Raw genomic sequence first — 17,427 nt, 5'->3', positions numbered from 1 at the left:
AGTCATGGCCATCGCCGATGACCTGCGTAAGACCCTTACCGACCCGACCCCGCTCTACTTCGCCGCCGGGACCGCCGACCTCGTCGTGGAGCAGGTCAAGAAGGCGCCCGAGCGCTTCGAGGCCGTCCGCAGGACCGACCCGCGCGTCGTCCAGGAACAGGCGGCCGGGCGGGCCCGCGAGGCGCAGGAGAGTGTGCAGGCCAAGGTCACCGAGCTGTTCGGCTCGATCGACCGGGACCCGCGCAAGCTGGGTGAGACCGCCCAGGGCATCGCGTTGCGGGGTGTCGGCGCCGCTCTGGAGTACGCGGTGAAGGCGCGCGAGACGTACGTCCGGGTGGCCGAGCGCGGCGAGCAGAGCGTCCGTACGTGGCGCGGCGAGGCCGCCGAGGAGATCACCGACTTCGCGGTCGCGGTCGAGCCGGACGCCCCGGCGAAGCCGAAGTCCACGCCGCAGCCGGAGCGCACGGAGAAGGGGGCCGGCCCCGACACGCCGGTCGCCACCGACCCCGCGGAGGCCGCCGGCCCGCGGGCCGCGGAGGCCCGTAAGGCCACGCCGCGGAAGGCCACCCCGCGCAAGGCCGCTCCCCGCAAGGCGCCCGGCGCGCGGAAGACGCCGCCGCCCGCGGACGGCGCGTAGGCAGTCGCACGCGGCGAAACCGTTCGGGGGAGCCGCGCGAGCACGCCCTGGGGGGACGCCGCGCGGGGCCCAGGGGGCCCGCGTAAGGAAACCGTACGGATCACGTACCAAACGGCGCGGGCCGGGCATTTTCCTCGTGTCCGGTCCGTTGTCGGCGTGTTCGCGTACGGTTGCACGCGGCACACCACCCATCTTTCTCTCAGGCGGTGCACAGCATGTTGCTCACAGGATTCGGCTTCGTCCTCTTTCTGATCAGCGTGTTCCTGCTGCTGTTCGGCGTCGTCGCGCTCGTCATCGCCGCGGCCACGCGCGAAGACGCCTACCGTGCCACGGACAAGAAGACCAAGAGGTTCTGGGTCGCCATCCTCGCGGCGGTCGTCGCGGTGAACGTGCTGCCGATCGTCGGGATCCCCCTCCCGTTCGTGACCATGCTCCAGATCGCGGGCCTCGTCGGCACCATCGTCTTCATGGTGGACGTGCGGCCCGCGGTCCGCGCCATCAGCGGCGGGGGCGGTCGCGGCTGGCGGCGCGGCGGCCGGGGCGGGTCCAGCAGTGACGGCCCCTACGGGCCTTACAACGGCGGCCGTTGACGGACGGAGCGCGTCCCGCCGACCGGGCGTGACGCGTCCGTGCGGACGTTACGGCGCCGCCGGGACCGCGAGCGCCGGGAGCGCCGGGGTGCTCTCGCCGCGTCCGAGCAGGAGTACGGCCACGTCGTCCGTGAGATCCCCGCCGTTGAGCTCCTCCACCCGGGCGAGCGCGGCCTCGATCAGCGCGTCGCAGCACAGCCCGTCCGCCAGCTGTTCGTTGACCATCCCGGCCATGCCCTCCTCGCCGAGGCGGCGGCTGGAACCCGGACCCACCCGGCCCTCGATCAGGCCGTCCGTGTAGATCATCAGATTCCAGGCGTCCCCGAGGTGCACGTGCTGGCTCGGCCACCTGCCGCCCGGCAGCAGGCCGAGCGCCGGACCGCTGCGGTCGTACGACAGGAGCCGGGCCGGTTCCCCGCTGCGGGCGATCAGCGGCGCGGGGTGACCCGCGAGCCGCACCTCGGCGGCCCGGCCGTCGGGGGCGATGTCGACGGCGCAGAGGGTCGCGAAGATCTCCTCGCTCTCCCGCTCGTACTCCAGGACCTGCTGCAGTGTCGTCAGCAGTTCGTCGCCCTGCATCCCGGCGAGGGTGAGCGCGCGCCAGGCGATGCGCAGTTCCACGCCGAGCGCGGCCTCGTCGGGGCCGTGCCCGCAGACGTCGCCGATCATCGCGTGGACGGTGCCGTCGGGCGTGCGGATCGTGTCGTAGAAGTCGCCGCCGAGCAGGGCACGGGAGCGGCCGGGGCGGTAGCGGGACGCGAAGCGCAGCTCGGAGCCGTGCAGCAGCGGGGTGGGCAGCAGTCCGCGTTCCAGGCGCGCGTTCTCCTGGGCGTGCAGCCGGGACTCGGTGAGCTGGCGCTGGGCGCCGTCGGCCCGCTTGCGTTCGACGGCGTAGCGGATGGCGCGGCTCAGCAGCCGCCCGTCCAGTTCGTCGCGGAAGAGGTAGTCCTGCGCCCCGGCCCGTACGGCCGCCGCCGCGCGTTCGGCGTCGCCCTCGGCGGCGAGGGCGAGGACGGCGTGGCGGGGCGCGAGCCGCAGGACGCGGCTGAGCGGGCCGAGCCCGTCGTCGGCGTGGGTGCCGGTGCCGCCGGGCAGGGCGAGGTCGACGAGGAGGCAGTCGATGTCGTCCGTGAGCAGCCGGGACGCCTCGGTGAGGTTGCGCGCGGTGCGGATACGGACCCGGGTGCCGCCGCCCTCGGGCAGCTCGGGCACGCTGAACGGACCCGTCGGGTCGTCCTCGATCACCAGGAGTGTGAGGTTCCGGGGGACGGCCGGGTGCTTTTCCGGGGCGTCGGCGTCGGCGTCGGTGCCGGCGGTCGCGGCGGGGCCGGCAGTGTCGGTGGTAGCCGCGCCCGCGGTGGGGTCGGCCGGTGCGCCGCTGCGCGCGGGGTCCGCCGCGCCGGGGCCGTTCGGGTCGCCGGCGGTGCTTGCGGGGCTTGTGGCGCGTGTGTCGACGACCGCGCCGGTGGCGCCCGGGGTGTCGGGCGGCCCCGGGGTGTCGGTGGCCGCGGGAGCGGATACCGCCGGTCGGGGTGTGCCGGTCGGTGTTCCCGTGTACGGGGTGTGCTGGGCGTGCTGCGGGTGCGGGCTGTGCGTGGCGCCTGTGGTCCTGGTGCCGTGGACGGTGTCCGGTGCGGCCGCGGTCTGCTCCACTTCTGAACCTGTGCGCTGCCGCGGTACGGGTACGGGCATCGGTCTGGGTTTCCTTCCCTCCCCCCGAGGGCGCGGTGCGGCGACGATCGACGCCCCACCGACGGGGACCTTAGCGGTCTGAGGCGGTCGTACGGAATGGCACAGCGGCAAGCGGCCGGTGTCATATGCGCGTCGGCGCACCGCTCCGACGGCGCCCCCGCACCGCATCTGTGGCGGTTCGGGTGGTGTGTCCGGTGCGGGCCGCCATGACGAACATCACGTGTGAAGGGCGCCCCAGGGTGGGACGTGTCACGTGCGGCGGGTCACAGTGGGGCCCGGACACCCCGTCGCGGCACGGGTGTTGGGGTCACACTCGCGTCACTCTCGGTGGTGCCCGCTTCGTCGGCCCCACCGGCGCGGGCCGCTGCCCACCGCGGTGTGCGGCTGCGATCCTCCTCGGTGTGCGGCCCCGCCCCTCCCGTCACAGGTCCGGGCGTACGACCCCGAGTACGGGCATCGCGCCCGCCTCGGACAGGCTCACGTCCCTGCCGGGCCGCGGGGCCTGCACGATCTTGCCGTCGCCCGCGTACATCGCCACGTGGCTGGCGTCCTTGTAGTAGATGATCAGGTCGCCGGGGCGCATGTCGTCGATCGCGATGTGCGGCAGCAGCCGCCACTGCTCCTGCGACGTGCGGGGGATGGGGATCCCGGCCGCCGCCCACGCCTGGGAGGTCAGCCCCGAGCAGTCGTACGAGGCAGGGCCCTCGGCGCCCCACACGTACGGTTTGCCGATCTGCGCCGTCGCGAAGGCCAGGGCCCGGGTGTCCGCGGCGCTCGGGGCGCGGTTCATGTCGCTCGGCGCGTCGGTGTTCAGCCAGACGGTCTGCGCGGTGGCGACGGCGTCCTGCTCCAACTGGGTCAGACGCGCCTTCTCGCTGGCCTCCAGGCCCGATTCGAGGGTCTTGGCGTCCGAGATCTTCTCGGTGATCTGCTTCTTGGTGTTCGCGGTGGTCTGTTGGCTTTTCTTGAGTTTCTTCCAGTTCGTACTGGCGTCCTGCGCGTACGTCGTCAGGTCCGACTGCGTGGTCGTCATCTTCTGCAGCAGGCTGTTGGTGGCCTTCTGCTCACTCTTCGCGCGGGAGAGACCGTCGATGAAGGCCTGCGGATCGTTGGTGAGGGCGAGCTGTGCGCTCGGCGGGAGCCCGCCGCTGCGGTACTGGGCCCGCGCGGCGGCGCCCGCCTGTTCCTTCAGTGCCGCGATCCGCACGCGGCCGTCGACGAGGGCCTGCGCCGTGGCGGCCATCTGGGCCTTCTGCTCGGATGTGCGCTGGGAGGCCAGGTTGTAGGCGTCCGTCGCCGAACCGGCCTGCTGGTAAAGGCTGTCGATGCGGCGGCGCACCGAGTCGAGCGAGGTGTCGGTGGCGCCCTTCGCACCGGCCGGGTCCGCGGCCGAACCCGTGCCGGACCCGGTGGACGGGCCCGCGCCCGGCGGCAGTTCGACCGGTGGCGGTGCGACAGGCGATCCGTAGTCCTGGGCCGGCAGTGGCGAGCCCGGCGGCGGCGTCGGCGCGGCGTACGCGCGGTGCGTGCCCCAGCCGGGCGCCACGGACAGGCCGAGCGCGCACACCAGCGCGATCGCGGCGGCGACGCGACGACGACGACTCACAAGATCCCCCCAGCATTCACCGGGCCCCGCCGCTCGGGGGCCCTTTTCGTCCGTGCCCTGTGCTGCCCGCTGGCAGCGCGCGGTTCGGGCGCCTCACCGGGCCCGTACCGCTCCAGCCGGCCCGTACCGTTCCACCCGGCCCGTACCGCTCGCGCGGCCCGGGCTCCGCGTCGGGCACGGACAACTCGCCCGGCCCGTACGGCCCTCGTGCTTCTTCCGCCCGTAGGACGTACCGATCCTCGCCCGGGTTCCCCCGCGCGCGCAATGCCTCCGTGCCTGTTCACAGCCTGTTGGCGTGCCGTTCGCCGGGGCCGGGACGGCTGCCCGCCGCACCCCGGCTCACCGTCCGCGCGGCGCCAGGGCCTCCCAGCGGACGCTCACTTCGCCCGGTCTGCCCTGCCGCGCCCCACCCACCAGGGGCCAGTCCGCGGCGAGTTCGCGCACGGCGGCCCGCCAGCGCTGCCGGGCGCCGAGCGGTGCGTACGAGGCGGCCGACGCCCAGGCCCGGTCGAAGTCCCGGAGGAACGCGTGCACCGGCTCGCCCGGCACGTTGCGGTGGATGAGCGCCTTCGGCAGCCGCTCCGCGAGGTCCGAGGGGCGGCCGAGGCCGCCGAGCCGCGCCGCGAACGTGACCGTGCGGGGGCCCTCGGGGCCGAGCGCCACCCACACGTGCCGGCGGCCGATCTCGTCGCAGGTGCCCTCGACGAGCAGCCCTCCGGGCGCCAGCCGCGAGGTCAGCCGGGACCAGGCGGCCGGTACGTCCCCTTCGGCGTACTGGCGCAGCACGTTCGCCGCCCTGATCAGCAGGGGGCGGCGGCCGTCCGGGAGCGGGATCTCGAAGCCCCCGTGCAGGAAGCGCAGGCCGGGACGCTCGTAGGGGAGCGCGGCGGCGACCCGGCCCGGGTCGATCTCGATGCCGGTGACCTCGGTGCGCGGCGCCACGGCGCGCAGCCTGGTCATGAGCTCGACGGCGGTCCAGGGCGCCGCTCCGTAGCCCAGGTCGACGACGGCCGGATCCTCGGCGGCGCGGAGGGCCGGGCCGTAGGTCGCGGCGATCCAGCGGTCCATGCGGCGCAGCCGGTTGCGGTGGGTGGTGCCCCGCGTCACGGCGCCCTCGGGGCGGGGGTGCGGGCGCGTCGGCATGCCGCTGAGCGTAACCAGCCGGGCGGCCGGGGCGGCGACCGGTGCCCGCACGCGGGGGCCCGGGCCGCGCGGACCCCCGGCGGGTGCGCGAGGCCGGTGCGCGGGGAGTGGCCGCCGGGCCTGTCGGCACCGCCGGGGCGGGGTGCGGGCGGGCGACACGCCGAGCGGCTCACGTTGTCACGCAATGTTTTGGCAAAACGGAAATGAAAGGGCCGATTCCGCTGTTCTGCGCCTTGAAGGAGGAGCCGCGCCCGCGACCGCCTCCCGGCCGCTGCCCCGAGCGAGAGGACCGTCGTGAGCCAGTACGTGTCCAGGATCACGGGCACGGTATCGCCCCCGAGGCTCAGGTTTCCCGGACAGCGCCGGAGGCCCCGCCGGATCGCGATGCTCAGCGTGCACACCTCCCCGCTGCACCAGCCCGGCACGGGCGACGCGGGCGGGATGAACGTCTACATCGTGGAGCTGGCGAAGCGGCTGGCGGCCATCGACGTCGAGGTGGAGATCTTCACGCGGGCCACCACCGGCGGGCTTCCCCCGGCCGTGGAGCTGGCGCCCGGTGTGCTCGTACGGCATGTCGACGCGGGCCCCTACGAGGGGCTGTCCAAGGAGGACCTGCCCGCACAGCTGTGCGCGTTCACGCACGGCGTGATGCAGGCGTGGGCCGGGAACCGGCCCGGCTACTACGACCTGGTGCACTCCCACTACTGGCTGTCAGGACACGTCGGCTGGCTCGCCTCCGAGCGCTGGGGTGTGCCACTGGTACACGCCATGCACACCATGGCCAAGGTGAAGAACGCGGCGCTCGCCGAGGGCGACACCCCCGAGCCCGCGGCCCGGGTGATCGGTGAGACCCAGGTGGTGCGCGCGGCCGACCGGCTGATCGCCAACACCGAGGAGGAGGCGGGCGAGTTGGTCCGCTTCTACGACGCGGATCCCACGTGTACCGCCGTCGTCCACCCGGGCGTCAACCTCGACTGTTTCGCGCCCGGTGACGGCCGCGCCGCCGCCCGCGCCCGGCTGGGCCTGCCCGCGGACGCGTTCGTGCCGCTGTTCGCGGGCCGCATCCAGCCGCTGAAGGCGCCGGACGTGCTGCTGCGCGCGGTGGGTGTGCTGGTGGAGCGGGACCCGTCACTGCGCGGCCGGATGGTCGTGCCGGTGGTGGGCGGCCCGAGCGGTTCCGGCCTCGCGAAGCCGGAGAATCTGCAGAAGCTCGCGTCCCGGCTCGGCATCGCCGACCTGGTGCGCTTCGTGCCGCCGGTCTGCCAGGAGCGCCTCGCGGACTGGTTCCGCGCCGCGTCCGTCCTGGTCATGCCGTCGTACAGCGAGTCGTTCGGCCTGGTCGCCATCGAGGCGCAGGCGGCGGGCACCCCCGTCGTCGCCGCGGCGGTCGGCGGGCTGCCGGTGGCCGTGCGGGACGGGAAGACCGGGTTCCTCATCCCGGACCACGACCCGGCCGCGTACGCGGACGCGCTGCGCCGCTTCATCGACCAGCCGGAGCTGGTGGACCGGATGGGTGCGGCCGCCGCCGGTCATGCCCGCTGCTTCGGCTGGGACACCGCCGCGAGCGCCACGGCGGAGGTCTACATGGCGGCCATGCAGGATCACCGCCGTCGCGTACGCTCGCCGCATGGCTGACGTGGACCGGAGCATCACGGCGCAGGACGCGGCGCGCACCGTCGAGGAGTCACTCGACGCGCTGGCCGAGGCCGACGCCGACAGTGCGGACGGCGACCGGGACGCGGCGGGGCACGCGCGCACCGGTGTGCGGTGGGAGTCGCCCGAGCCCGGTTCGTACGTGGTGACCCTGCCCGGCACGCGCAAGCTCTCCACGACCTGCTCGCTGCGTGTCGGCAGGCACTCCCTGTCGCTCAACGCGTTCGTCGTCCGCCATCCCGACGAGAACACGGAGAAGTTCCACCGCCGACTGCTGGAGCGCAACCTCAAGCTGTACGGGGTGAGTTACGCGATCGACCGGCTCGGCGACGTCTACCTGACGGCGAAGCTGCCGCTCGCCGCGGTCACCGGCGACGAACTGGACCGGCTGCTCGGCGCTGTCCTCGAAGAGGCCGACGGGTCCTTCAACACCTTGCTGGAGCTGGGCTTCGCGGAGTCCATCCGCAAGGAGTACGCGTGGCGGGTCGCACGCGGCGAGTCGACCCGTAACCTCGCGGCCTTCACGCACCTGACCGGTGAGGCCGCCGGGGCGGCCGGCGGTCGCGGTGCGCCCGGCGGCGGGCCCGCCGCCGCGCGCGACGCCTGACCGGCCGGCGCGCCGAGGCACGCGACGGCTGACCGGCCGGCGTCCGGATCGCGAACGCCGGGCCGGTGAAGCGGCGGTGGGGTGTGGCCACCGCCGCTCCCGGTGCCTCAAGGGGCCGTGGACGGGCCCTGTTTCCCTATGCGGCCCGTCAGTTGACGAAGACCGAGGGGCTGCCGGACACGCTCGTGTCCTGCACCGGCCCGTATGTCGCCGAGAAGAAGCCGGAACCGGGGCAGGTCGCGGGCCCGGTCGTCTTGGTGAACTTCTGGTTGGCGAAGGCGATCGTGTTCCCGGTGTTGGACGTGGTGCCGCTGAGGCCGGTCGAGTTGTAGACGCAGGTGATCGCGCCGAGGATGGTGTTGAGTTTCACGGTCGTCTGGATGGCGCCCGCGGTGCCCGCCGCCACGTTGAGCGCGCCCGCGGAGGTCGCCGTCGAGGCGAAGGGCAGGTTGCCGACGGTGATCGACTGGACGCCGGTCGCACCGAGGACGTTGGTGGTGCAGTTGGCGAAGGTGTGCGCGGTGACGGTCTCGGTGGCCGTGCCGGGGGCGGTGGGGTTGCCCGTCACCGACGCGGTGAACGTCGAACTGGTGCAGGTGATGCCGGTGCTGCCGCCGGAGGTGGTGGCGATGACGGCCTTGGCGCCCGGCGCGAGCGCCGCGCTGAGCACGTTGCCCGCGGCGACCGCGGTGCCGCCCGCGCTGCCGGTGGTCAGGACGGAGCCTGCCTGTGCCCCGGCGCCCGCCGCGAAGGCGGGTGCGGCACACAGGAGGGCGGCCGCGGCGGAGATGCCGGCGGTGGTGAGGACGGTGCGCTTACCCATGACGAGTCCCTTTCGTCGAGTGGACGATGTGGACGTGCGGGGGCCGGTCGCGTACGCACATCGGCGTACGGTCCGGGTGTTCCGGATGGTCCGGGTGGTGCGGCGCTCTGGGTGAGGCGGGCCGGGCGTCCACGACGCGCGGCGCATCGGGCTGCGGAGACAACCCTGGGGGTGACGGAGCACGCCACCGGGAAGGGGGGAAACGGGTCCGGCGCCACGGACCCGTCCCGGTCCCCGGTTCTCGCGCGTTCCGCGGCCCGTGGCACGCCTCGCTCGGCGCACCACGGTCGAGAGGGAAACCCAAGAGGTTTGTAAACCCGGTGTGTCGGGTGCGTCAACAGCGAGGCCCGGCGGACGCCCCGCCGGGGGAGGGAAGTGGCCATGGAATTCGCGCAGGAACGCGGCCGGCGGCCGGTGCTGCCGGGGGCGCGCACGGGACGCGAACCGGAGCGCTCGATCCGGCGCGGACCTCGCAGGACACCCGCGGAGCTGGTGGCCGCGAACCAGCGGGACCGGCTGCTCGACGGCATCGCCCGCACCGTGGCCGAAAAGGGGTACGCCGGAGCACGGATCAGTGACATCTGCCGGGCCGCCGGGGTCACCAAGCCCGTCTTCTACGAGCAGTTCACCGGGAAGGACGACGCGGTGCTCGCCGCGTACCGGTCCGGTGTGCGGCTGGTCGTGCAGGCCATGGAGCAGGCGCACACGGACGTCCGGTACGCCGCTGACTGGCCGTCGGCGGTGCGCGCCTCACTCGCGGAACTGCTGGCCATCCTCGCCGGGACACCCGCCTTCGCGCTGATGCTCGTGGAGGTGGAGGGCATCGGCGGGGCGGGCCGCGCCGAGCGGGAGGAACTGCTGCGCAGCTTCCGCAGGTTCTTCGACGGAGCGCCGGCCGCGCCGCCCGGTGTGGCCGGCGAGGAGCTCGTGGACGCCCTGATCGGGGCGGTGCACCTCGCGCTGTACCGGCGCGTCTCGCAGGGGGCCGCCGAGAGCCTGCCGGATCTGCTGCCGACGCTGCTGTGTGTGGTTCTTGCGCCCTTCGGCGTCCGGGCCGTGCCGGGCCCGGCCCACTGACCTGCGACAGGCCGCATCGAACTGCACGTTCTTCCCCACCAGTTGACCGGCGACCCGGTGACGCACACAAAGAACACCTCTTTTTCACACAACCCGTTGACCGGGGGTGTACCTGGGGGTAACTTCCGAAGTGCTCCCGTGGCTACGTCGCCACTTCCGGCGGGGATTCTCCGCCGATTCCAGAGGTGTACGGGGGGAGCGGTCCGCGCCAGGGCGAAGCCGACGTACGTCGTTCCGCGATCGTCAGCGTGCTCAAGGGAGCCTTCATTCATGGCCATCTCCGAGGAACCATCAAGATTCGACACCGAGGGTGCCGACACGTCCTCGCCGGCACCCGCCCGCCGGGGCAAGGTGCGCTTCCGCAGGGCCGCCGTCATGGGTGTGCCCGCGGCCGCGATAGCCGCCGCACTGGTGGTACTCACCGCGCAGGGTGCCATCGCAGCCCAGTTCGCCATCTCCGGCATGCCGTTCGTGGTGAGCGGCGACCAGCTGGACGGCACCGGCTTCGGCCAGTTCGGCGCGCTGGACAGCATGGCGGACAACAGCCCCAACGCCGGTGACACCGGCGGCCAGGAGCTGGTGATCGTCAGCGCGTTCCGGCACGCCGAGATCACCAACCTCTGCCAGAGCGTGGCACTGGGCGGCACCTTCCTGCACATCACCGCGGGCAGCAAGGCGGGCCACCGGGTGGAGGCGGACACACTCACCACCGACTCCACGGACATCGCGGCCCAGTCCGCCTCGTTCGACAACATCGAGATCGGCGGCGACTCGTCGACCTTCGACAAGCCGCCGGTCAAGGGCCCGCTCGGCGTCTTCGGCCAGCAGGCGGACACGGTCAGCCTGCAGACCTTCCGGCAGACCAACTACGCCACCACTGCGGCCAAGTTCACCCTGCCCAACCTGCACATGAGCTTCACCAAGAAGGGCTGCTGAACGTGGCACCCGAGCACGACCCGCGGCCGGCCGGGGAGCAGTCCCCGGCCGCCGTGCCCCCCACCGACGACGCGGGCACCACGGCGCCCACCGCCGCGGTGACGCCGGCCCTGCCGGCTCAGAGCCCGCCGCCTCAGAGCCCGCCGGGCCAGGACCCGCTGGGCGAGAACCCGCAGGCACAGTCCGGGGCGAGTCGGCCGCCGGCGCCCGGCGCCCCGGCCCTTCCGACGGCGCAGGCCCAGGCTCCCGCGCCCGTCGCGCGGCAGGGCGGCTTCCTCGGCTGGGTGCGCAGGCGCCCCTTCTGGGGCGGACTGTTGGTGCTGGTCGGCGGCTGCGAGATCCTGCTGAGTGAGCGCGCCAGCATCACCGTCGTCCTGCACGCCGGCGCCGAATCGCTGACCGGCTACCTGCTGCCGGGGGTGATCGCGGTGTGCGGGCTGCTGCTCCTCTTCAACCCCATGCACCGGATGTTCTACTCCGTCATCGCGGTGCTGTGCTCCCTGGGCACCTGGGTCACCTCCAATCTCGGTGGTTTCGTCATCGGCATGCTCCTCGGGGTGGTGGGCAGCTCGCTCGCCTTCGGCTGGTTGCCTGACCAGGAGCCCCGGCGCCGGCGCCGCAGGAAGACCGGCACGGCCCGGGCGTAGGCCGGCGTCCGGCGCCGGCAGCGGGCAGGACGCGGGGCGCGGCGCGGACTCCGCCACCGGGCGTGGCCGGGCGGGGCCTGGGCCCCGGGGAGCGGCCCCGGCGCGGCGGCCTGGAGCCCCGGTGGCCCGACGGGCTCGGCGGCCCGACAGCCCGACAAACCGGCGTATACCAGCGGCTACCCCCAGTAGGACTTGCGGGGGAGGTGGGCCTGCGTGGTCAGATGAGTCGATGCGTCCCCCCACCCGCATATCCGGACAAACGTACAGTCCCTACGATGAACTCGCGCGATTCGCCGACCCCGTCGAGGACTTGGCGTACGAGGAGAGCGATCCCGGCGACCCGTCCTGGCTCGGCTTGCGGCCCTGCCCGGAGGAACCGGGCGGCGGGCGCCGCTCCACGTCGGACGAGGACGAGCCGTGGTCGCCGCCGGACCATCGGGGCCCGGGCCGCCTGCGCTCCTTGTCCCACGCGGTCAAGCTCTCCGTCACCCTGGTCGCCGTGCTGGCCTTCCTCGTCGTCGCCGACCGCGCCGCCGTCCTGTACGCGCAGGACAAGGCGGGCGACGAACTCCAGCATGCGCTGGGCCTCGTCGCGAGGCCCGCCGTCGACATCCACGGCTTCCCGTTCCTCACCCAGGTGCTGGACGGCCGGGTCGACCGGGTCGACGTGAGCGTGCCCGACGTGCCGGCGGGACGCGTGTCGCTGGCGGAGGTACGTGCCACCGCGAAGAACGTCCGGATCGTCGGCAGCCTCCCGAACTCGGTGAAGGGGGCCGTCATCGGCAGTGTGAACGGTGACGTGCTGCTCTCCTTCGACGACATGGACCGCGAACTCGCCGCCTCCCAGGCAACGTTCACCGACGCCGGCGGGGACTCCGTGAAGATCGCGGGTTCCCTGCCCCTCGCAGGACACGATCTGCGGGTGCACGCGGACGCCCACATCAGGCGCGACGGCGCCCAGGGCGTGGCGACGACGGTCGACGACATGCGCCTCGACGTGCCGGGCATCGCGTCGTACGAGCCCGGCAAGGACCGCGCCCACTCGGGGCTGCGGCTCGCGCCCCCGGCGGCGCGGGCCGTCGCGAACGACGCGGCCCGCGCGAAGGCGCTGCTCGGGGTGCCCTCCGTCGTGAAGCGGCTGGGGGTGCCGCAGGCGCGGGTGGACCAGGCGCTGCGCGGCGAGAACCAACTGCACAAGCTCACCGGGTCACCGCTGTTCGTGCGGCGGCTCATGCGCGTCAACCTGGTCGACGTCGTCGCCCAGCACCCCTGGCTGCTGCGGAAGGCGGGCATCGACCCCGCGTTCGTCGACGCGCTGGTCCATCTGCGGCTGCCCCAGCTCTCCGACCGTCTCTCGCTCACGGTGCGCCTGCCGAAGGAGCCGGTTCCCGTGCGGCTGCGGCACGTCACCGTCGACCAGGACGGGATCCGCGCGGACCTGGGCGGCTCGGGGATCCACCTCGGGAAGCGGCCCTAGGTGTTCCGTCCACGGAGGTTGGTGACGGGATTCACGGCGGACGCGGGGAGTCGACCCGCCGCCGGAGGCCGCGGAGGCCGTGAGGCCGCGGAGGCGGGGCCGGCGTCCGTGCGCGGGCGCCGGGCCGGGCCGGTTCATTCGGGCAGGGGGTCCGCGCTCACCCGTATCTTCGACTGCCCGTGCCGGCGCGTCTCCCAGTCCTCCATGAACCGCGCGGTGAGGCCCCGTTTGCGGGCGAGCGCGAGCAGCGTGTCCGTGCGGTAGTAGAAGTCCTCGCGCAGGACCTGGTGTTCCGCGCCCTCCGTACGGTCAAAGGTGAAGTCGAAGAAGCCGCCCGGGCGCAGGACCCGGCCGACGTGCGCGAAACACTCGTCGATGACGTCGAGCGGGGAGTGAGAGAACACACTGTGCGCGTGGACGACGTCGAAGTGCCCGTCCGGCAGGAAGTCCAGCTTCAGGTCGTGCGTGAGGGTGAGGTGGGGCAGCTTGTCCTGGAGGTGGTAGTGGGTCATGGTCCGCTTCGCGGAGATGAGGATGTCGGGGGAGATGTCGATGCCGTAGTAGTTCCCGCTGTCCAGGTAGTCGATGAACCGCCAGCCCGCGCGCAGGTTGCCGCAGCCGATGTCGAGCAGGCGGTGCGCGGGCGCCAGGCCGTGGCCCACCAGGTAGTCGTACTGCATCGCGCCCAGGGCGAGCCACCGCTCGTGGGACCGGCTGCCGACGGCCGCCTCCGGGTCGCGCGCGGTGTCGGAGGCCATCACGGCACGGTAGTAGTCCACGTGGCCGGGGTGCTTGAGCCGCAGCCAGGCGTCGCGTGCGCCGCGTCGGACGTACGGGGCGACGCGGCCCGGGTTGAGCAGGGCGTAGCGCATCTTGTGGCCGACGCCGGACCGGTTCTTCGTCAGGCCGTCGGATGTCTTGTTCGGGGACGGGTGGGCATGGGGCGAGGACGACATATCTGACCTTTCGGACGGTTAAGGGCATGCGGAACACGCACAGCGCGCGGGAGTGTGCCGCGCCTGCGGAGGTGCGAGGTGGAGTCTGACGGCGTGAGTCGCGCTCGGCGCCCGCCGGTGGGCAGCGGTGTGCGCGGCGCCTGACGGTGTGAGGCGCGTACGGCCCGGCGCGCGGTGTGTGGAGCGTCCGGCGGCGTGCGGGAGCGCGCGTTCGGTGGGCTGCGGGGTGTTCACGGTGCCACGGGGACGGGGTGCGCGCGTTGGGGAGGGGGCGGCGGGCCGGCCGCCGTCCGTGCGGCCGGCCCCCGCACGGGGCCGCGTGCTCAGGTCAGAGCCGGCGGCGGCCGAGCCGCACGACCACCAGCGCGACGAGCGCGGCGGTGAGGACCAGCAGGACGGCCGTGGCGATCCACTGGCTGGGCCAGAAGTCGTGACTGGGGAATACCCGGTAGTAGCGCGACACGAAGTCGTGCGAGGCCATGCAGCGTTTCAGCGCGGCACCCGAGGTGGCGCAGGCGGTGCCGATGTCGTGGTACGAGCCGTCGCGGGCGACGTAGCCGAACTGCCCCGCCGAACGGGCGCTGCCGATCAGCTGCTTGGGCACCGTGCCGGGGCTGATTCTGGTGACGGGTGTGAACCAGGCCAGCCGTACGGCGAACAGGGCGAACCGTACGGCGCCGAGCACGACCAGGGTCACCGCCATCGCCGGGAGCACACGTCGCAGCAGCAGCCCGGCCGCCGTGCCCACGGCGAGGCCGAACAGGGCGCAGGCCACGGCCGCGGGCCCGGTGGCGTTGTAGATGTACCCGTCATGCCAGTACAGGCCGCCCAGCATGTTGGAGACCGGCGACCACCACCAGGCGACGAGCGCGGCGAGCACCGCGGAACCGAGCGCGGTGAAGGCGGCCGCCACGGCGAACCGCGACGCGAACCACCGTACCGGCGTCATGCCCTGGGCGAGCGCGAAGCGGAACGTGCCGCTCTCCAGCTCGTGTCCGATGAGCGGGGCGCCCCAGAACACACCGACGAGCGCGGGCACGGCCATGCTGACGCCGGCCATGAACTTCAGCGGTGTGTTGCTGTCGAACACCGCCCCCAGGGACCAGGGGTTGTTCGCACAGGTGCCGTTCCAGCCCTTGCAGAGCGGCGCGTGGTGGCCGTCGATGTACGCCGTCAGATGGGACTTCATGACGGCCCCCCACACCACGCAGGCCACGACGAAGAGGAGCCCGGCGAGGAGGGTGGCGCGCTGGCGGCGCCACGCGTACCAGAGGGTGCCGCTCATGCGGCCCTCCCCTCGGACGCGCGCCGCGTGCCGGTGCCGGTGCCGTCGAACCCGGCGGCCGTGGACGCGTGGGCGGCCCGCAGCCGGCCGAGGAGCAGTTCCTCGACGGACGGCGTGGCGGTCTCCCAGCGGGCCGGATCCCAGGTGAACGAGGGCGTTCCGGGCCTGTGTACGAGCGCCGTGACGAGCCGGCCGGTGACCGAGGACTCCACCACGCACGCGCGGTCCAGGCCCGGCGGCAGGCCGTCCTTCGTGTCCTCGTGCGCGCGACCGCGGACGAGGGTGTGCTCGTCGCGCAGTTCCTGCGCGTCACCGGCGAGGCACACTTCGCCCCGGTGCAGCAGCAGGACGCGGTCGCAGACGTTCTCCAGTTCGGCGAGGACGTGCGAGGAGATCACGAGCGTGAGCTGCCGTTCGGCGGCCTCGGCCATCAGCAGGGCCGTCATCTCGTGCCGGACCAGCGGGTCGAGGTCCGCGAGCGGCTCGTCGAGGAGCAGCAGGTCGGCCTTCCTGGCGAGCACGGTGGCGAGCGCGACGCGGCTGCGCTGGCCCGCCGAGAGCCGGCCTACGCGGGTCCGGAGCGCTATGTCCCCGGCCCGCACCACGCGTTCGGCGACACCGCTGTCGAACGTGGCGTTGAGCTCCCGGCCCATCCGCAGGATGTCCTCGACGGTGAACTCGGGGTACAGCGGCTTGTCCTGGGCCAGGAAGGCGCGCCGAGCGCGCGCCTCGCCGGAGCGGGCCGGGGCCCCGAAGACGCGGATGTCGCCCGTGGTGGGCGCCAACTGGTCGGCGGCCAGTTGCAGCAGGGTCGACTTGCCCGCCCCGTTCGCGCCGACCAGCGCGGTGACGCTGCCGGCGGGTATGTCGATGTCGCAGTCGCGGAGCGCCCAGCCGCCCCGGAACCTGCGCCCCAGTCCAGTCGCCCGCAGCGCCGAGGCCGCGGTGGGTGTGTTCACTTCTCTTCCTCTTCTTCCGTTGCCGCGGCGCCGTCGACGACGTCGTTGACGAGTGCCAGCACGTCCTCGCGCTGCAGCCCTGCCGCACGCGCGCGGTCCAGCCACGCGGCGAACTCGGCCCGCAGTGGCGAGTCGGCTCCCGCCTCGGGCCGCGCGAGCGAGCGCCGTACGAACGTGCCCTTGCCGGGCCGCGGATCGACCAGGCCCTCACGTTCGAGGTCCCGGTAGGCGCGCAGCACCGTGTTCGGGTTCACGGCGGTCTCAGCGACCACCTGTCGAGCGGTCGGCAGCTGGTCGCCGGGTTGCAGCACACCGAGCCGGAGTGCGGACTTCACCTGGTTGATGAGCTGCTGGTATGCGGCGACCCCGCTGTGCCGGTCGATCCGGAACGCGATCATCCCACCTCATTCCACTAATGCATTAGCTAATTAATGCAGGAGCTGGACGGCGGGGTCAACCCCGGGGGAGGCTCGGGTGCGTGGAGGCCAGGGACGACGAGGCGGGCACGGGCGGCAGCGGCGGCGATGACACCGGCGGTCGGTGCCGGGCGGACGCGGAGCCGCGGGAGGAGCTGGCCGGCCGGGTCCTGGCGGCGCTGGAGGCCGCGCTCCCCGGTTCCCGTGCCGCCCTGCGGGGGTCCCTCGCGGCGGGCACCGCCGACGAGTTCAGCGACATCGACGTCGAGTGGGTGGTGCGGGACGCGGTGTTCGGGGCAGCCGTGGCGGACGTCCCGCGCATCCTGGCGGGCGTCCGGCTGCTGACGGAAGTCCGGGCCGACCCGGACTTCCTGCACTCCGCCCGCCGCCGCCTGCTGTTCGCGCGCTTCGAAGGGGTTTCGTTGTTCTGGCGGCTCGACCTGTCCGTACGGGCGGAGTCGGTCGCGGACGACGCGGACCACGATGCCCGCAACCCGGCTGCCCGCGCCCGCGAGGGGGAGTGGTCGCGCCCGGCGAGCGCGCTCGCCAACGCGCTCGGCGCGCTCAAGGCGCTGGGCCGCGGCCGTCCCGAGGAGGCACGCGGCCTGCTGGACCGGGGTTTCGCGCGCATCGACGAGCGGGACGCGGCGACGGGTGCCTGGGCGGCGGACGTGATCCGGCTGGCGCGCGCGACGGTCCGCCGCGACGGGGCGCTCGCCGCCCAGGCCGAACGGATCGTCGCCCTCGCACGATCCGGGGCGCGGCGGGGAGACACGGAGGGGACCACGGGGGTCACCGTCGCCGTCGAGGGCGCCGATGACGCCGAGGGACTCGAAAGGAGTCAGGGGAGCGAGCGCCCGGCGGCCGGCGGCCACGGCTGAGCGCCGACGCGCGGCAATCCGGTTGATCGGCCGCGGCGGCCG

General features: G+C 73.5%; 17 protein-coding genes. 9 read left to right on the top strand and 8 right to left on the bottom strand.

Annotated features, from left to right (window positions below; all coding sequences use genetic code 11):
* The first annotated feature begins 4 nt into the window (after nucleotides 1-4).
* Together OG310_RS16070 and OG310_RS16065 are read left to right on the top strand one after the other, a co-directional pair.
* Complete coding sequence (locus OG310_RS16070; protein ID WP_329456574.1) at nucleotides 5-637, top strand: hypothetical protein; 633 nt, start codon at nucleotides 5-7, stop codon at nucleotides 635-637.
* Between the two features lie 215 nt (nucleotides 638-852).
* Nucleotides 853-1,227: a DUF2516 family protein gene (locus OG310_RS16065; RefSeq protein ID WP_329456573.1), complete on the top strand. Its 375-nt coding sequence runs from the start codon at nucleotides 853-855 to the stop codon at nucleotides 1,225-1,227.
* Nucleotides 1,228-1,275: 48 nt separating this feature from the next.
* Here OG310_RS16065 and OG310_RS16060 read toward each other — a convergent pair whose 3' ends face one another.
* The 3 genes from OG310_RS16060 to OG310_RS16050 form a co-directional block, all read right to left on the bottom strand.
* On the bottom strand, nucleotides 1,276-2,919 hold the full coding sequence (locus OG310_RS16060; RefSeq protein ID WP_443078649.1) for a SpoIIE family protein phosphatase: 1,644 nt from the start codon (nucleotides 2,917-2,919) through the stop codon (nucleotides 1,276-1,278).
* A gap of 421 nt (nucleotides 2,920-3,340) precedes the next feature.
* The gene (locus OG310_RS16055) at nucleotides 3,341-4,525 is read right to left on the bottom strand and encodes a C40 family peptidase (protein ID WP_329456571.1); all 1,185 of its coding nucleotides are present in this window, start codon (nucleotides 4,523-4,525) and stop codon (nucleotides 3,341-3,343) included.
* A 339-nt stretch (nucleotides 4,526-4,864) separates the two neighbouring features.
* Nucleotides 4,865-5,668 (bottom strand): class I SAM-dependent methyltransferase, encoded by an 804-nt coding sequence (locus OG310_RS16050; RefSeq protein ID WP_329456570.1) that lies wholly within the window; start codon nucleotides 5,666-5,668, stop codon nucleotides 4,865-4,867.
* A 294-nt stretch (nucleotides 5,669-5,962) separates the two neighbouring features.
* Between OG310_RS16050 and mshA the strand changes: the two genes are divergently transcribed.
* Nucleotides 5,963-7,303 carry a D-inositol-3-phosphate glycosyltransferase gene (mshA, locus tag OG310_RS16045; protein WP_329456569.1) on the top strand — a complete coding sequence of 447 codons (1,341 nt, stop codon included), beginning with the start codon at nucleotides 5,963-5,965 and terminating at the stop codon, nucleotides 7,301-7,303.
* Complete coding sequence (locus OG310_RS16040) at nucleotides 7,296-7,928, top strand: YbjN domain-containing protein (RefSeq protein WP_329456568.1); 633 nt, start codon at nucleotides 7,296-7,298, stop codon at nucleotides 7,926-7,928. The genes mshA and OG310_RS16040 overlap by 8 nt, the downstream gene beginning before the upstream one ends.
* 148 nt (nucleotides 7,929-8,076) lie before the next feature.
* Here the strand turns inward: OG310_RS16040 and OG310_RS16035 are convergent, their stop codons facing one another.
* The gene (locus OG310_RS16035) at nucleotides 8,077-8,751 is read right to left on the bottom strand and encodes a Tat pathway signal sequence domain protein (protein WP_329456567.1); all 675 of its coding nucleotides are present in this window, start codon (nucleotides 8,749-8,751) and stop codon (nucleotides 8,077-8,079) included.
* Between the two features lie 381 nt (nucleotides 8,752-9,132).
* On the opposite strand from OG310_RS16035, the gene OG310_RS16030 reads away from it, so the two are divergent.
* The 4 genes from OG310_RS16030 (at nucleotide 9,133) to OG310_RS16015 (ending at nucleotide 12,888) form a co-directional block, all read left to right on the top strand.
* Nucleotides 9,133-9,828 carry a TetR/AcrR family transcriptional regulator gene (locus OG310_RS16030; protein ID WP_329456566.1) on the top strand — a complete coding sequence of 232 codons (696 nt, stop codon included), beginning with the start codon at nucleotides 9,133-9,135 and terminating at the stop codon, nucleotides 9,826-9,828.
* 270 nt (nucleotides 9,829-10,098) lie between these two features.
* Nucleotides 10,099-10,764 carry a DUF6230 family protein gene (locus OG310_RS16025; RefSeq protein ID WP_329456565.1) on the top strand — a complete coding sequence of 222 codons (666 nt, stop codon included), beginning with the start codon at nucleotides 10,099-10,101 and terminating at the stop codon, nucleotides 10,762-10,764.
* A gap of 2 nt (nucleotides 10,765-10,766) precedes the next feature.
* Nucleotides 10,767-11,411, top strand: a complete 645-nt coding sequence (locus tag OG310_RS38560; protein WP_443078648.1) for a DUF6114 domain-containing protein — start codon at nucleotides 10,767-10,769, stop codon at nucleotides 11,409-11,411.
* Nucleotides 11,412-11,640: 229 nt separating this feature from the next.
* The gene (locus OG310_RS16015) at nucleotides 11,641-12,888 is read left to right on the top strand and encodes an LmeA family phospholipid-binding protein (RefSeq protein ID WP_329456564.1); all 1,248 of its coding nucleotides are present in this window, start codon (nucleotides 11,641-11,643) and stop codon (nucleotides 12,886-12,888) included.
* A 134-nt stretch (nucleotides 12,889-13,022) separates the two neighbouring features.
* Here OG310_RS16015 and OG310_RS16010 read toward each other — a convergent pair whose 3' ends face one another.
* The 4 genes from OG310_RS16010 to OG310_RS15995 all read right to left on the bottom strand — a co-directional run bounded on the left by OG310_RS16010 (nucleotide 13,023) and on the right by OG310_RS15995 (nucleotide 16,486).
* Nucleotides 13,023-13,760 (bottom strand): class I SAM-dependent methyltransferase, encoded by a 738-nt coding sequence (locus tag OG310_RS16010; protein WP_443078854.1) that lies wholly within the window; start codon nucleotides 13,758-13,760, stop codon nucleotides 13,023-13,025.
* Nucleotides 13,761-14,172: 412 nt separating this feature from the next.
* Nucleotides 14,173-15,129 carry a transporter gene (locus tag OG310_RS16005; RefSeq protein ID WP_329456562.1) on the bottom strand — a complete coding sequence of 319 codons (957 nt, stop codon included), beginning with the start codon at nucleotides 15,127-15,129 and terminating at the stop codon, nucleotides 14,173-14,175.
* A complete protein-coding gene (locus OG310_RS16000) occupies nucleotides 15,126-16,088 on the bottom strand; it encodes an ABC transporter ATP-binding protein (protein WP_329456561.1) in 963 nt (320 codons plus the stop codon). The genes OG310_RS16005 and OG310_RS16000 overlap by 4 nt, the downstream gene beginning before the upstream one ends.
* Nucleotides 16,085-16,486 (bottom strand): GntR family transcriptional regulator, encoded by a 402-nt coding sequence (locus tag OG310_RS15995; RefSeq protein WP_329456560.1) that lies wholly within the window; start codon nucleotides 16,484-16,486, stop codon nucleotides 16,085-16,087. Before OG310_RS15995 ends, OG310_RS16000 begins: the two co-directional genes overlap by 4 nt.
* An 80-nt stretch (nucleotides 16,487-16,566) precedes the next feature.
* Here OG310_RS15995 and OG310_RS15990 point away from each other — a divergent pair, with 80 nt between their 5' ends.
* Nucleotides 16,567-17,385, top strand: a complete 819-nt coding sequence (locus OG310_RS15990; RefSeq protein ID WP_329456559.1) for a hypothetical protein — start codon at nucleotides 16,567-16,569, stop codon at nucleotides 17,383-17,385.
* The last annotated feature ends 42 nt before the right edge of the window (nucleotides 17,386-17,427 follow it).

The organism is Streptomyces sp. NBC_01497, from assembly GCF_036250695.1.
Lineage (GTDB): Bacteria > Actinomycetota > Actinomycetes > Streptomycetales > Streptomycetaceae > Streptomyces.
Note: the sequence above shows the minus strand (reverse complement) of the source record. Positions and strands in the feature narration are given on the sequence as shown.

Bases quoted from the DNA above. Each gene is read 5' to 3' on its own strand.
- OG310_RS16070 (WP_329456574.1), top strand. From the start codon at position 5: ATGGCCATCGCCGATGACCTGCGTAAGACCCTTACCGACCCGACCCCG.
- OG310_RS15995 (WP_329456560.1), bottom strand. From the start codon at position 16,486: ATGATCGCGTTCCGGATCGACCGGCACAGCGGGGTCGCCGCATACCAG.
- OG310_RS16060 (WP_443078649.1), bottom strand. From the start codon at position 2,919: ATGCCCGTACCCGTACCGCGGCAGCGCACAGGTTCAGAAGTGGAGCAG.
- OG310_RS16005 (WP_329456562.1), bottom strand. From the start codon at position 15,129: ATGAGCGGCACCCTCTGGTACGCGTGGCGCCGCCAGCGCGCCACCCTC.
- OG310_RS16025 (WP_329456565.1), top strand. From the start codon at position 10,099: ATGGCCATCTCCGAGGAACCATCAAGATTCGACACCGAGGGTGCCGAC.
- OG310_RS16015 (WP_329456564.1), top strand. From the start codon at position 11,641: ATGCGTCCCCCCACCCGCATATCCGGACAAACGTACAGTCCCTACGAT.
- OG310_RS16030 (WP_329456566.1), top strand. From the start codon at position 9,133: ATGGAATTCGCGCAGGAACGCGGCCGGCGGCCGGTGCTGCCGGGGGCG.
- OG310_RS16010 (WP_443078854.1), bottom strand. From the start codon at position 13,760: ATGCGCTACGCCCTGCTCAACCCGGGCCGCGTCGCCCCGTACGTCCGA.
- OG310_RS16050 (WP_329456570.1), bottom strand. From the start codon at position 5,668: ATGCCGACGCGCCCGCACCCCCGCCCCGAGGGCGCCGTGACGCGGGGC.
- OG310_RS16065 (WP_329456573.1), top strand. From the start codon at position 853: ATGTTGCTCACAGGATTCGGCTTCGTCCTCTTTCTGATCAGCGTGTTC.
- OG310_RS16040 (WP_329456568.1), top strand. From the start codon at position 7,296: ATGGCTGACGTGGACCGGAGCATCACGGCGCAGGACGCGGCGCGCACC.
- OG310_RS16035 (WP_329456567.1), bottom strand. From the start codon at position 8,751: ATGGGTAAGCGCACCGTCCTCACCACCGCCGGCATCTCCGCCGCGGCC.